The sequence below is a fragment of the Pseudomonas sp. Mb7 genome, from assembly GCF_054790525.1.
This window is the reverse complement of the sequence record NZ_CP186501.1, coordinates 2,931,268-2,944,504: the sequence shown is the minus strand read 5'-3', so window position 1 is coordinate 2,944,504 and position 13,237 is coordinate 2,931,268. Positions and strand designations below refer to the sequence as shown.

General features: G+C 57.0%; 10 protein-coding genes. 4 read left to right on the top strand and 6 right to left on the bottom strand.

Annotated features, from left to right (window positions below; translation table 11 throughout):
• Nucleotides 1-52: 52 nt before the first annotated feature.
• Nucleotides 53-685: an isochorismate family cysteine hydrolase YcaC gene (gene ycaC, locus ACOYXH_RS13330; RefSeq protein ID WP_007916011.1), complete on the top strand. Its 633-nt coding sequence runs from the start codon at nucleotides 53-55 to the stop codon at nucleotides 683-685.
• A gap of 99 nt (nucleotides 686-784) precedes the next feature.
• Here the strand turns inward: ycaC and ACOYXH_RS13325 are convergent, their stop codons facing one another.
• The 6 genes from ACOYXH_RS13325 to ACOYXH_RS13300 form a co-directional block, all read right to left on the bottom strand.
• Nucleotides 785-1,522 carry a Fic family protein gene (locus ACOYXH_RS13325; RefSeq protein ID WP_095126628.1) on the bottom strand — a complete coding sequence of 246 codons (738 nt, stop codon included), beginning with the start codon at nucleotides 1,520-1,522 and terminating at the stop codon, nucleotides 785-787.
• Nucleotides 1,519-1,782 carry a hypothetical protein gene (locus ACOYXH_RS13320; protein ID WP_095126629.1) on the bottom strand — a complete coding sequence of 88 codons (264 nt, stop codon included), beginning with the start codon at nucleotides 1,780-1,782 and terminating at the stop codon, nucleotides 1,519-1,521. Before ACOYXH_RS13320 ends, ACOYXH_RS13325 begins: the two co-directional genes overlap by 4 nt.
• 141 nt (nucleotides 1,783-1,923) lie before the next feature.
• Nucleotides 1,924-2,847 carry a LysR family transcriptional regulator gene (locus ACOYXH_RS13315; RefSeq protein ID WP_095126630.1) on the bottom strand — a complete coding sequence of 308 codons (924 nt, stop codon included), beginning with the start codon at nucleotides 2,845-2,847 and terminating at the stop codon, nucleotides 1,924-1,926.
• Nucleotides 2,848-2,940: 93 nt separating this feature from the next.
• Complete coding sequence (locus ACOYXH_RS13310; protein ID WP_095047870.1) at nucleotides 2,941-3,651, bottom strand: SDR family NAD(P)-dependent oxidoreductase; 711 nt, start codon at nucleotides 3,649-3,651, stop codon at nucleotides 2,941-2,943.
• Between the two features lie 49 nt (nucleotides 3,652-3,700).
• On the bottom strand, nucleotides 3,701-4,357 hold the full coding sequence (locus tag ACOYXH_RS13305; RefSeq protein WP_449122999.1) for a DsbA family oxidoreductase: 657 nt from the start codon (nucleotides 4,355-4,357) through the stop codon (nucleotides 3,701-3,703).
• Nucleotides 4,354-4,569: a tautomerase family protein gene (locus ACOYXH_RS13300; protein ID WP_095047868.1), complete on the bottom strand. Its 216-nt coding sequence runs from the start codon at nucleotides 4,567-4,569 to the stop codon at nucleotides 4,354-4,356. The genes ACOYXH_RS13305 and ACOYXH_RS13300 overlap by 4 nt, the downstream gene beginning before the upstream one ends.
• 434 nt (nucleotides 4,570-5,003) lie before the next feature.
• On the opposite strand from ACOYXH_RS13300, the gene ACOYXH_RS13295 reads away from it, so the two are divergent.
• From ACOYXH_RS13295 to ACOYXH_RS13285, 3 genes are all read left to right on the top strand, one after another.
• Nucleotides 5,004-5,519 (top strand): Hcp family type VI secretion system effector, encoded by a 516-nt coding sequence (locus tag ACOYXH_RS13295; RefSeq protein WP_008084998.1) that lies wholly within the window; start codon nucleotides 5,004-5,006, stop codon nucleotides 5,517-5,519.
• 126 nt (nucleotides 5,520-5,645) lie between these two features.
• Nucleotides 5,646-8,552 (top strand): type VI secretion system Vgr family protein, encoded by a 2,907-nt coding sequence (locus tag ACOYXH_RS13290; RefSeq protein WP_460410793.1) that lies wholly within the window; start codon nucleotides 5,646-5,648, stop codon nucleotides 8,550-8,552.
• The gene (locus tag ACOYXH_RS13285) at nucleotides 8,549-13,237 is read left to right on the top strand and encodes an RHS repeat-associated core domain-containing protein (protein WP_160057527.1); all 4,689 of its coding nucleotides are present in this window, start codon (nucleotides 8,549-8,551) and stop codon (nucleotides 13,235-13,237) included. The genes ACOYXH_RS13290 and ACOYXH_RS13285 overlap by 4 nt, the downstream gene beginning before the upstream one ends.

Here is a 13,237-nt window from a genome sequence, read left to right as displayed (position 1 = left end):
TACCCAACTTGAACGCAACAACAACTTCAAAAACTCAAAAGGGAAGCAAATCATGACCACTCCAACCTACAACCGCCTCAACAAAGACGACGCCATCGTGCTGCTGGTTGACCACCAGACCGGCCTGATTTCCCTGGTGCAGGACTTCTCGCCAAACGAGTTCAAGAACAACGTGCTGGCCCTGGCGGATCTGGCCAAGTTCTTCGAACTGCCAACCATCCTCACCACCAGTTTCGAACAAGGCCCGAACGGCCCGCTGGTACCGGAGTTGAAAGAGATGTTCCCGGACGCGCCGTACATCGCTCGTCCAGGTCAGATCAACGCCTGGGACAACGAAGACTTCGTCAAGGCGATCAAAGCCACTGGCCGCAAGCAGATCATCATTGCCGGTGTGGTAACGGATGTGTGTGTAGCGTTCCCGACCTTGTCGGCGCTGGCGGAAGGGTTCGACGTGTTTGTGGTAACTGATGCTTCCGGCACCTTCAACACCACTGTGCAACAAGCCGCGTGGAGTCGCATGACCCAGGCCGGTGCGCAGATGATGAACTGGTTCTCGGTGGCCTGTGAGCTGCACCGCGACTGGCGCAACGATATTGAAGGCTTGGGTAATCTGCTGTCGCAGCGGATTCCCAACTACCGCAACCTGATGAACAGCTACTCGGCGCTCACCGCTCAGCAGAAGTAAGCCTGCGCGATCCAAACGAAAGCCTGCCCTGAAAAGCAGGCTTTTGTCATTGTTAAGTCAAACCCCGGAATTCAACCGCGACACCACGGAGAGCGCGGATTATTCAAGAGAAGTTGCTCGATACGTTTTATAAAGTCGCTGGACCTCCGGATCATCCAGGCTTTCATACGTAATCCCTTCCTTGTCGAGTCCGTCCAGACCCTTTATCCCGCCAATCATTGCTGGCCATTCATCGCGGCTGGAGATATCGACGACGAAGGGGGTCAGATAACCATCCAAATGGCCTTTGAAAGGGTCTCGAATCTCGTCGGCGAGTGCTCGCAAGTAGTCGTCTTTATTGGTTCTCGACCAGTCGATAGCGAACCGGGTCCGATAGCACAACTCCATGTAGATGAGCAGGATTGTGCGGCCATTGCCATCCAAAAACGGGTGGGCGGACGCCAACTGGCCCATTACTTCGCCGGGGCGCTGACGAAAACGTTTTTTGTTTGCTGCGAGTTCAAAGGCGTATTCCACGGATCTTTTGATCAGGTCAGGACGTTCGAATATCGTGTGATGCGGATCATCTTTCGACCCTTTGAATACTGCGAGGTGGGGGACCAGTTCATTTCTGTCTTTTCCTGCCCACGGATAAAAACCGGAGAACAGGATTTCGTGGGTCTTGAGGACCGCTTTGTAGTCGATGGGTTTTTGCTTGGCGAGATAGGCAAGGGCATCTTCGATACTGGCTTCGAAGGAGAGATGCTCGGACTCTTTGACTTCAAGAGGGTCTTTCAGTTTGAGCGAGTTTTGAAGATAACCTTCAGTCTCGAAATCGCCGAAGGGGTCAAAAGTCATGCGCTAAGCTGCCTCTTGCAACGCCTTTTCTCTTGGAGGTAGCGTCCTTGAAGGGCCATGATTTCTGCTTTGTTGAGAACACCTTTACGTTTGAGATTGACGAGCAATTGCTCAATCCCATCCAGCTCGACAGCATCGCCTGCCAGACGAGTAATGGTCGCGGCCATGCAGCTCATGCTGTCACGCTCAGCGGTAACCTTATGCTTTTGGGCGAGTTTGCGGACTTCGCTCGCAACGCCGCCAGTGGCTGAACCCGTCATATGAACCCCTCGTTTTCTCTTCCGAAGCATAGCATGGCGCCGGCCCTGTAAATTTTCCAGCAGCGCCCGGCTGTCAGCGCGAACAAGTCCTTTTCCGGTTGATGGCGAACGCCTTTCAACCGATTTAACCCTTGTACCGCGTTACGCCTGCGCCCACTCATCACGAAACTGCAGCAGAAAATCGACAAACGCCCTGACCCGTTGCGGCACATAGCGGCCATGCGGGTAGAGCAAGGTGTAAGGTCGCGAGCGGCCGGCGTACGGCTCGAGCACCTCGACGAGGCTGCCGTCGGCCAGTTCTTTTTCGACAATGAATTTGTAGGTCTGAAAGACCCCGGCGCCATGCTTGGCCAGGGTCACGCCACCGAGCACATCATCAGAACAGGAGTAGCCGCCGTCGGAATACACTTCACGGTCGTGGCCGTTTTCCTCGAACAGCCAGGAGATCCGCCGTCCGCTGCTCGGCAGTTCGAACTGAATGCATTCGTGTTGCACCAGGTCTTCCAGCGTCTGCGGTGTGCCAGCCTTTTTCAGATAGTCGGGAGACGCGACCACCACCAGTTTTGCATCCTCCAACAGGCGCGCGACCATGGTCGAGTCCGGTTGGGCGCGGACGCGGATCGCCAGATCGTAGCCTTCGCCGACAAAGTCGATATTGCGGTTGCCCAAGTGGATGTCGACGGTGACGTCAGGGTAGAGCGCGCGGAATTTTGGTAGCAGCGGCAGGATGCGGTGATGGCCGTAAGTGGTGGGAAGGCTGATGCGCAACTGACCGGACGGTGAGGTCTGTGCGCCCATGACTTCTTGTTGCGCCTCGACCAATTGCGTCAGCGCCTGGCTGCACTGCAGGAAAAAGTTTCTACCGGCCTCGGTCAAGCGAATGCTGCGCGTGGTGCGGGCAAACAAGCGTGAACCCAATCTTTTTTCGAGGCGAAGAATTGACCGGCTCACGGCGGCCGGAGTTACACCGGCGAGCTGCGCGGCGGCGGTGAAACTGCCGGCTTCAGCGGCGAGGCAAAACAGTTCGATACTGCCCAATTGCAAGTCATCAAAATGGCGCTTCATGTGAGTACACCGAGGATCAACTGACGGTTCATTCTCAGGCTTATCTCATGAAGCGGCACCGCCGGTACACACCGACGGCGCTGCGGGGAGGTATCAATGGCCAGCGCTTTGACCACCATCGACATGGAGGATTTCGCCAGTGACGAAGTTCGCGCCGTCCAGGTACAGGATCGCCTGCACGATGTCATCGATCTCGCCCATATGCCCAACCGGGTGCAGGCTGCCGAGGGCGGCGTGAGTTTCTTCGCCGTGCATCGGCGTTTTGATGATGCCCGGTGATACCGCGTTGACCCGAATACCACGCTTGGCGTACTCGATGGCCAGAGACTTGGTCGCCGCGTTGATGCCACCCTTGGTCAGCGAAGCGAGCACCGACGGTACGCCGTCAATCGCGTGGTCGACCAGGCTGGTGGTGACGCTGACGATATGGCCGCTGGCGTTTTTCTCCATTTCGGCAATGGCCAATTGCGAGATGTGGAAAAAGCCGCTCATGTTGGTCGCCACGACCTGTGCGTAGTCTTCTTTGCTGTATTCGGTGAAGGGTTTGGCGACGAAGATCCCGGCGTTGTTGACCAGCGTATCGATACGGCCGAAATGTGCGACGGCTTCACGGATCACGCGCTCGGCGGTCTGCGGGTCGGCGATGTCACCGGCGACGGCGAGAATGTCCGGGTCAGTGGACGGTTTGATCGAGCGGGATGTCGCGACAACCTGATAGCCGCGCTCACGGAATCCCTTGACCAGGCCTGCGCCAATGCCTTGCGAGGCGCCGGTAATCACTACAACTTTCTTGGACGTGCTCATGATGTTTCCTCATGCAATCTGGATGGTTTGAATAAACGGATTTCGAAGGTCAGGCGTGAGCCGCAACCTGTGCTGCCTGACGTAACGCTTGCTCGTAATAAGCGACGGACTGGGAACCGGGGATGACCTGTTTGTCATCAAGAACCATGGCCGGAACCGAATCGATGCCGCGTTGCTGATAAAACCGTTCGAGTTCGCGCACTGCTTGGCTGAACTCAGCGGTGGCCAGAAGCTCTTGCGCACGCTGGCCATCGAGTCCGACTGCGCCTGCCAGTGTCACTAGCGTGGCGTGGTCATTCGGGTTCTTGCCGTCAGTGAAGTAGGCCTTGAGCAGCGCCTGCTTCAACTCACGCTGACGTCCTTGTGTGGCGGCCCAGAACAGCAGTCGATGGGCGTCGAAGGTGTTGTGGAAATGGCTGCGTTTTTCCAGGTCGAAGTGAAAACCGATCTGCTCGCCGCGTTCGATGATCATCGCGTTACGGTCCGCCACTTGCTCGGCGCTGCGTCCGTATTTGCGCATCATGTGCTCGATGGCGTGTTCACCTTCGGCGGGCATGTCGGGGTTCAGTTCGAACGGTTTGTAGGTCAGCTCCACGTCGACTTCGCCTGCCAGGTTGCGGATCGCTTGCTCCAGAGCGGTGGCGCCCAACGCGCACCAAGGGCAAACGACATCCGAGACGAAATCGATTTTCACGGTCCGGCTCATGACTGCGAGTCCGACAGCTGCTGGCGATACTCGGTGGTGGTGATGCCGGCATAACCCCAGTTATCGGTGTCGACTTCTTCGATCACGATGTGGGTGAGTTTCGGATCCTTGTGCAGCACCCGCTCCATCGTTTCGGTGATTTCCTTGATGACCTGGGCTTTCTGCTCCCGGGTCACGCCGTCACGGGTGATACGTACGCTGATGAAAGGCATTTGGGGTATCTCCAGTCGCTGGCCCGTCGGAGTGATGGGCGGCTGTTGGAGAGGACTTTAAGAGGCAGGCGGGAATTGATAAATGGGGCTTGAGGTACATCATTTGTGATGTGGTGTATCAAATGGCTGCGTGCGGTGAAGTGCGCAAGAAGTTGCGCAGTACCTGGCCTGTTTTCATCCGGGAAAGTCTGTGCAGGCCTTATGAACCGGGGCTTTCAGCCAAGTGCGCAACTTCTTGCACACCACTGCGCAAAAAGTTGCGCACTTTTATTTGTTTAATCTCGTTTATTCAAAGGTCGGCGTACGGGTCGTTTGTTTAAGGCGCTGAAGAATAATGGTTTTGTGATAGCTGGCATGGAGTTTGACAGCTCAAGCCTGCCCGGACAGGCAATGGTGCCTGTCCGGTTGTGTGTTTTAAGCAAGGAGAGCATCCCATGGCAACACCAGCGTACATGTCGGTTACCGGCGAAAAACAAGGTCTGATCACTGCCGGCGCGTTCACCGCCGATTCCGTTGGCAACACCTTTCAGGAAGGTCATGAAGACCAGGTCATGGTGCAGGCTTTCACCCACGACGTGATCATCCCGCGTGACCCACAATCCGGTCAGCCAACCGGTCAGCGCGTGCACAAGCCAGTGGTCATCACCAAGGTCTACGACAAGGCTTCGCCTCTGCTGCAAGCTGCGCTGACTTCCGGCGAGCGCATGAGCGAAATCGTTATCCAGTGGTACCGCACTTCGGCGCAAGGCACCCAAGAGCACTACTACACCACCAAACTGGAAGACGCGATCATCGTCGCCATCAACAACAAAATGCACAACTGCCAGGATCCAGGCAACGCGCATTTCACCCACCTGGAAGAAGTGCAGTTCACCTACCGCAAAATCACCTGGACCCACGAAGTTTCCGGTACTTCGGGTTCCGATGACTGGCGTGCTCCAGTCGTTTAATCACGGCTGATGGTTGTACCGCCCCGGCTGGCATCGCTGGTCGGGGCGCACTCACTTTTAAAGAATTTATCGCGTCAGATTCTTGTAATCTGAGGCGCGTCGCAGCACTGCGCGAGGGACAAGGGAATGTTCTCACCGGCCAACCAGCCTCATTTCAATCTGACCGTCGATGGCGTCGACAGCGATTTCCAAGTGCTGTCGTTTACCGGTCGTGAGGCACTCAACACGCCATTCGAATTCGAGCTGGAACTGGTCAGCGAAAAGGCCTCGATCAACCTCGAAAGCGTGCTGCACAAACTGGCGTTTCTCCAGCTGTCACCAACCGGTACGGGCATTCACGGGCTGGTCTACAGCATCGCCCAAGGCGAGGCGGGCAAGCGCCTGACCCGCTACAAGATTTCCCTGCGCCCGCAACTGGCCTACCTCGCGCACCGGGTCAATCAGCGCATCTTCCAGCAGATGACCGTGCAGCAGATCATCAGCCAGGTGCTGGAAGAACACGGCATCCTCGCCAGCGATTACCACTTCCAGCTCAGCGCGATTTACCCCCAGCGTATTTACTGCGTGCAGTACGACGAGTCGGACCTGGATTTCATCCAGCGCCTGTGTGAAGAGGAGGGCATTCACTACCACTTCCAGCACACGTCCAGCGGCCACAAACTGACCTTCGGCGATGACCAGACGGTGTTCCCGAAACTCGCGCCAGTGGCCTATCAGCAGGACTCCGGACTGGTCGCCGACAAACCGGTGGTCAAGCGTTTCGGCTTGCGTCTGGCCACCCGCACCAGTCGCACCACGCGGCGCGATTACGACTTCGTCAAACCGAAGATCGAGCTGGAAAGCGACGCCAAAAGCAGCGCCCAGCCGGACCTCGAAGACTACGACTACCCGGGCCGTTTCGTCGATCGCGAGCGCGGTAAACACCTGGCCAATCGCGCGCTGGAACGCCATCGCAGCGACTATCGTCTGGCCGAGGGCAACAGCGATCAGCCGATCCTGGTCAGCGGGCATTTCCTTGCCCTGACCGACCACGCCAATCCGACCTGGAATGACTTGTGGCTGCTCACCGAAATCTTCCACGAAGGCAAGCAGCCGCAAGTGCTCGAAGAGTCGGTGACCAGCGACACCACCGATCTCAAGGACGATTTCCACCAAGGCTACCGCAACCGCTTCAGCGCGATCCCGTGGGACGTGCCGTACCGTCCGCCGCTCGATCACCCGAAACCGAAAGTCCTCGGCACGCAAAGTGCGGTGGTCTGCGGCCCTGAAGGCGAAGAGATCTACTGCGACCAGTACGGCCGGGTGAAAGTGCAGTTCTTCTGGGACCGCGAAGGCAAACACGACGACATGACCAGTTGCTGGATGCGCGTCGCGTCGAGTTGGGCCGCGGAAACCTTCGGTTCGATCAACATTCCACGGGTCGGCATGGAGGTGTTGATCACCTTCCTCGAAGGCGATCCCGACCAGCCGCTGATCACCGGTTGCCTGTACCACGGCGCGAATCTGCCGCCCTACAAACTGCCGGACTTCAAGACTCTGGCCACGGTCAAGAGCAAGGAATACAAGGGCAGCCGCGCCAACGAATTACGCATCGACGATACCACCAGCGAGATCAGCATCGCGTTGCGCAGCGACCACGGCGCGAGTGCGATCAACCTCGGTTATCTGACGCATCCACGCCCGAGCGGTGGCCAGCCGCGCGGCGAAGGGTTCGAATTAAGAACCGACCGCCACGGTGCGGTGCGTGCGGGTGCGGGTCTTTTGATCACCACTGAGCCGCGTCCGAACGAATCCAAGCACCACAAAGACTTGCCGGAAACCGCTGAACGCCTCGCGACGGCCAGTGATCAGCAGGACGGATTCGCCGTTCAAGCCAAAGAGCTTCAGGCCCAGGAAGCCGGCGATCAGGACGACGTTGCCAAAGCGCTGCACGCCCAGCACCAAGGCGTACTCGGCAGCGGCCCCGCCAACCTCACCGCCAACGAATTCCCCGAGTTCACCGAACCGCATCTGGTCCTCGCCAGCCCGGCCGGCATCGCCCTGACCACGCCACGCTCCAGCCACATTGCCACCGGCGAACACCTGGCCCTGAGCAGCACCGGCCACACCAGCCTGTCGATCGGCAAACGCCTGCTGGCCAGCGCCAGTCGCGGCATGCGCCTGTTCGTGCAGAGCATGGGCTGGCGGCTGGTCGCAGCGTCCGGCGACATCGATGTGCGAGCGCTGAAGGACAGCATCAACCTGCTGGCCAAACTCAACATCACCGCCAATGCCGACCGCATCACCATCACCGCGAAAACCGAACTGGTGATCCAGGGCGGCGGCAGCGCCACCACCTACAACGCCGGCGGCATCACCCACGCCACCAGCGGCCCGTACACCGCGCACGCGGCGAACTTCGCCTACACCGGGGCGAAAAGTCTCGCCGGGGTGTTCCCGGAACCGCCGAAACCGGGCAAAGGCAATCTGGAATTGTTCAACCAGTACGCCGGGCGTCAGGGCATCAAGGAAGGCGATTACGAAGTCATCGATGCACTGGGCAAAAGCATCAAGGGCAAGCTCGATGGCAAAGGTTTTGCCAGCGTCGCCGGTGCCGCACCGGGGCCGGCGCGTGTGCTGTTCGGCAAGGATCCGGCGGACACCTGGAGCGATGGTAGTTACATCGGTAAGCCGGAATGGCCGTTGAATCCGCCGGGTGCCGAAGACGTGCCGAGCCAAGTGCAGGCGATGGTCGCGCAGGTGTTGCCGAGCAAGAGTTGGGACATGTTGGAGAAGGGCAAGGACATGGCGCAAACAGGGATGAGTGCGATGCAGACGGCGCAAGGCGCGATGCAAACGGCGCAGCAGGTGAAAGGTGTGGTGCAGGGCGGGGCGGCCGGGTTGCCGAAATTGGCGAGTGCGGCGTTGCCGAGTGCTTCGGGTCTTCTTGGAGCGGCGAGCAAGGCGGGCAAATTGCCGAGTCTGCCAGCGCCGACGATTTCGAAATCTGTTGTTAAAACTCCAAGCCTCCTGACCGGAGAAGTACTGTCATGACTGAAGCAGCCGGTGCGCAAAAACGTGAACCACAGGTCGCCGTTGTACCGTTGAACACTCTGGATGTGCAGGATGTCGGGCGCGGTGCGGCTCGATTTGATGCCTGGCTGCGATCTATCAGTGGCGATGTGGTTACGCTGGATCGTATCAAGGGTGTAGCTGGAGCCCTGCCTGTTGTCGGCAACATCATGGCGCTGGTTGATGCGCTTGGCGATATCGTGACCCTCACCAAAAGTAAGCAGCGCGAACTGCTCGACTGGGTGAGCCTGGGCATCAACCTGATTGGTGTCTTGCCCGCGCCTCCCACGATGGCTGCAGCGCGCATGAGCTTGCGTCCGACCCTGTTTCTTGTTCGTCAGGAACTGCGCAACAGCGTCAAAATGCTGTTGGGCGATTCAATGATTGAAGTATTGGTCGGTCATTTGAATGCAACCATCGTCGGCACGATTGATGACTTCGTCAAACAAGCCCAAGGAAAGCTTTCCGGGATACTCGCTGACGCTGGAAAACTGGGCGAAAGCGCGGTCAGCGAAATTGCCAAAGGGCTTGAGGCCGTCGTCAACGGCAAGCTTGACGCGAAAGGCGATGCACGCGCGGCCAGTCAGAAAATCACCACGGCGGGCAATCAACTGCTCAGTGATCCTAAAGCGGCCATCGGGAACATTTTTGGTGCCGCCTTCAGTGCTTACAAAGCAGTAGGTAAGGGTGTCGCCAACAGTGCAGCCAGGAATCTGCTTCCGGATCAAGCCAAGAAGCTGGTGTTGACGCATACCGGAACCTTGCGAGCCATGGGGCCTGAGATAAAAACCCAACTGAGCAAGTTGGGGGATCCAGGTACACGTCATTCGATCGGCTGGTTATTGCAAATGCTCAGCGGTGCTGTTTTGACGTGGCGCAAGCGCCGTGGGCATGGTCAGAGCGCGAGCGTCAAACCCAATGCGACCAGCAAGGCACAACGCAAGGCCGGGGAAGGTCGATTAGAGGCCTCCAGTCATCAAGCACCGGCCAAAGGTGCAGCCAATCCAAACAAGAACGTCGCTTGTACGGGGACCTGCCACAGTATTAGTTTTTCGCTGGGCTCAGAGCTACTTCGTCATATCGACTTCAGTCTGCCCGGTGCCTTTCCAATCGAGTGGTCGAGAACCTATAACTCTCGACTGGATGCCTATGACCAAGGCTCATTGGGTGCACGCTGGGTAACCGAACTGAGCACACGCTTCGATTGCCGAGAAGAGGGTCTGGTCTTTTTTGGCTCCGATGGCAGAAGCCACGACTACCCACTCCCCAAGGTCGGACTGTTTCACTATGACCCTATAGAGAACGTCACGCTGATCCGCAGCAGAGAAGATCAGTTGCTGTTATGCCACGGCTTTGAGCGCAAGGAAACCTACGTCCGTCATGGTCGGCGCTATCTGTTGGCTGGCGTTGTACTTCGTAACGGTGCCGGGATCATGCTTCATTACGAGCATCGTCACGGTGACGAATCGATCCTGTCGGACTTGATGACTTATCAGGACGAAGTCACTCAAGTGCTTTCGCATCTGGGCACGTTAATTGATGATCACGGACGTCTCACCGGTTTGTGGGAGATCAAGGATGGCGTGCCTCAGCGTCAACTGTGCAGTTATCAATACGACACCTTCGGCAATCTGATTCTGGCCCAGGATGAAAATGGAGCCGCTTGGTCGTATCAGTACGAGCATCACTTGATCACTCGCTATACCGATCGAACCGCCCGGGGCATGAACATCGAATGGCAGGGGCGTGGCGCCGACGCAAAGGCTATTCGGGAATGGGCGGACGATGGCAGCTTCGATACGCGTCTTGAGTGGGATGACAATATTCGTTTGACCTATGTGACGGACGCGTATGGCAACGAGACCTGGCATTACTACGACATCCTTGGCTATACCTATCGCATCCGTCATCCGGATGAGCGCTCTGAATGGTTCTTTCGTGACGACGCCAAAAATCTGGTTCGTCATGTTCATACAGATGGAAGTACCGATCGCTTCAGCTACGACGCCCGCGGGAACATGGTTGAACACATCCGCCCGGATGACAGCGTCGAGTACTACGCGTTTGACGACCATGATCAACTGATCAAAATCAGTGACGCAGAAGGTGGTCAGTGGCAAAGAGGGTATGACGACCGCGGCAACCTTGTTGAGGCGATAGATCCTTTAGGCAACAAGACGGAGTACGCCTATAACAAGGCCGGACTGCCAATTGCCATCAAAGATGCCAACGGCAATGAAAAAGCGATCGAATACAACGAGGCCGGCCAACTGACCAAGTACGTTGACTGTTCTGGCAAGGCCAGCGCATGGGCGTACGATGCGCGTGGCCAGATGATCTGCTTCACTGACGCCGCCGGACAAAGCACTGAATACGAATACAGAAATGGTCAGCTGGTGCTGATCAAACATCCTGACAAAACGGAAGAGCGTTTTGAGCGGGACGCAGAGGGGCGACTGCTGGCGCACGTTGATGCATTGGGGCAATGCACGACTTGGAGTTATACCGCGGCCGGGTTCGTCAGTGAGCGTGTAGATGCCGCCGAGCAGAGCCTGCGTTACAGCTGGGACCGTTTGGGTCGTCTGGTTGCCTTGGAGAACGAGAACGAACAACGCGCCCACTTTCACTACGATCCGCTTGGCCGCTTGTTGGAGGAGAGGGGGTTCGACGGACGCACGACTCGCTATCAATACAATCCTGAAACCGGGCGCCTGGATAGCAAGTTCAATGGCCAGCGTGTCATCAAGTTCAACTTCGACTCCATGGGGCGCCTGACTGATCGTCATGCAAATCTGGGCGGTGAGTCTCAAAGTGAAGCGTATGCCTATGACGGAAATGGTCGTCTGGTCATGGCCAGCAACGGCAACAGTCGCCTGAACTGGTTTCATGATCCTGCCGGCAATCTTATTCGTGAACACCAGCACTATCTGGATCTCGACAAGCCTCTTGTCGCTGTCTGGAAACATGAATACGACGTTCTCAATCTACGCATAGCGACGGTTCGCCCAGACGGGCACAAGGTGAGCTGGTTGACCTACGGAAGTGGCCACCTTCTGGGGTTACGACTGGACGATCATGATCTGATTGCATACGAGCGCGACGATCTGCACCGTGAAGTGGCACGCCATCAAGGTAATCGGCTACTACAAACCCAGAAGTGGGACCCGGCTGGGCGGCTTCAGGAGCAACTGCTGGGGCACTCTGACGACAAATCGACTCTACTCAAGCGCGAGTATAAGTACGATGCAGTGGGCCAGTTGACCGAGATTAACGACACTCGACGGGGCCCATTGGCGTACCGCTACGACCCGGTTGGCCGTCTCATCAGTGCCGTCAGCCGACTGGGCACCGAAACATTTGCATTCGATCCGGCCAGTAATCTGTTGGATGACGCGGTTACGCAGGTTCGAAGACCGCTTGATCAGGACACGCCGCGCAGCAAGTTGCTCGATAACCTCCTGCGTGAATACGCCGGTACTCACTATGAGTACGACGAGCGTGGCAATCTTATCCAGCGATGGCACAACGGAAGTTACAGCCGTATGCGCTGGGATCTGTTTGATCGAATGGTGAATTTCGACGATGCACGTTTGAGTGTCGATTTCGCTTATGACGCGTTGGGCCGGCGCCTGTACAAAAACTCCAATGCTCACTACAAGGAGCGTCCAGAGGCAGGGTCTCAGTGGAATCACAACGAACATGCTCGTAAACAAAGAGAGTTAGGCTGCGGTTTCACGTTATTTGGCTGGGACGGAGATAACCTGGCGTGGGAAAGCAGTCCTGCTCAAGCAGATGACGGAACGGGGAGAACGGTTCATTACGTTTTTGAGCCAGGCACTTACATTCCGGTAGCCCAGGCTGTTTCCAACGGCTCGATACAACTGTCAGGACTGCCCGATTATGTTGGCGACTACACGCTCGACGACGATCCCTTGTGGAATCACCAACCGACTGTACAAAGTTTCGATGCGATTGCCTGGTACCAGTGCGATCGTATGGGGACACCATTAGAACTCACTGATGAGAACGGTGAGATTGCCTGGAGTGCTCACTACAAGGCATGGGGAGAGGTTCGTGAGCAACGTTCCGCTCGAGCACAGCAGTTGGGGTTGGCCAACCCGATACGTTTCCAGGGGCAGTACCACGATGTCGAGACCGGCCTGCATTACAACCGCCATCGCTACTATGACCCTGGTGTCGGTCGATTCATAAGCAAGGACCCGGTAGGTTATGCAGGTGGTTTGAACACCTACGCTTACGCGCCTAACCCCACAGGCTGGATTGACCCTCTAGGCTTGACGAATACCCCAGACGGTACGGGGAAAACCGTTCCGATGAACAATCTGGGTATTCCCGACAAGAGTCAATTTGCTCCAAAACCTGGCATTACAAAGCCTTACGCTCGAAGTTCGGCGTGTGGGCCTACTACGGCGCAAACCGCCTCGGTACAGGGCCTACCTTGTGTGGTGTGTGGAACCGTGGCGCCTAAAATGGTTGCTGATCACAAAGATGCCTTGGTGGTGGAGTATTATCGAACGGGCACTAACGATGTGACGCATCAGTCCTCGTTGTTGGCTGTGCAGTCACACTGCCCCGTCTGCTCAAAAAAACAGGGTGGGCATGCATCATCGTATTCAAAATGTATGAAAACCAAGCTGGGGATCTGA

What these genes read in the sequence shown, in the direction of transcription:
- ycaC (WP_007916011.1), top strand. Translation starts at nt 53, where the DNA reads ATGACCACTCCAACCTACAACCGCCTCAACAAAGACGACGCCATCGTG.
- ACOYXH_RS13325 (WP_095126628.1), bottom strand. Translation starts at nt 1,522, where the DNA reads ATGACTTTTGACCCCTTCGGCGATTTCGAGACTGAAGGTTATCTTCAA.
- ACOYXH_RS13320 (WP_095126629.1), bottom strand. Translation starts at nt 1,782, where the DNA reads ATGACGGGTTCAGCCACTGGCGGCGTTGCGAGCGAAGTCCGCAAACTC.
- ACOYXH_RS13315 (WP_095126630.1), bottom strand. Translation starts at nt 2,847, where the DNA reads ATGAAGCGCCATTTTGATGACTTGCAATTGGGCAGTATCGAACTGTTT.
- ACOYXH_RS13310 (WP_095047870.1), bottom strand. Translation starts at nt 3,651, where the DNA reads ATGAGCACGTCCAAGAAAGTTGTAGTGATTACCGGCGCCTCGCAAGGC.
- ACOYXH_RS13305 (WP_449122999.1), bottom strand. Translation starts at nt 4,357, where the DNA reads ATGAGCCGGACCGTGAAAATCGATTTCGTCTCGGATGTCGTTTGCCCT.
- ACOYXH_RS13300 (WP_095047868.1), bottom strand. Translation starts at nt 4,569, where the DNA reads ATGCCTTTCATCAGCGTACGTATCACCCGTGACGGCGTGACCCGGGAG.
- ACOYXH_RS13295 (WP_008084998.1), top strand. Translation starts at nt 5,004, where the DNA reads ATGGCAACACCAGCGTACATGTCGGTTACCGGCGAAAAACAAGGTCTG.
- ACOYXH_RS13290 (WP_460410793.1), top strand. Translation starts at nt 5,646, where the DNA reads ATGTTCTCACCGGCCAACCAGCCTCATTTCAATCTGACCGTCGATGGC.
- ACOYXH_RS13285 (WP_160057527.1), top strand. Translation starts at nt 8,549, where the DNA reads ATGACTGAAGCAGCCGGTGCGCAAAAACGTGAACCACAGGTCGCCGTT.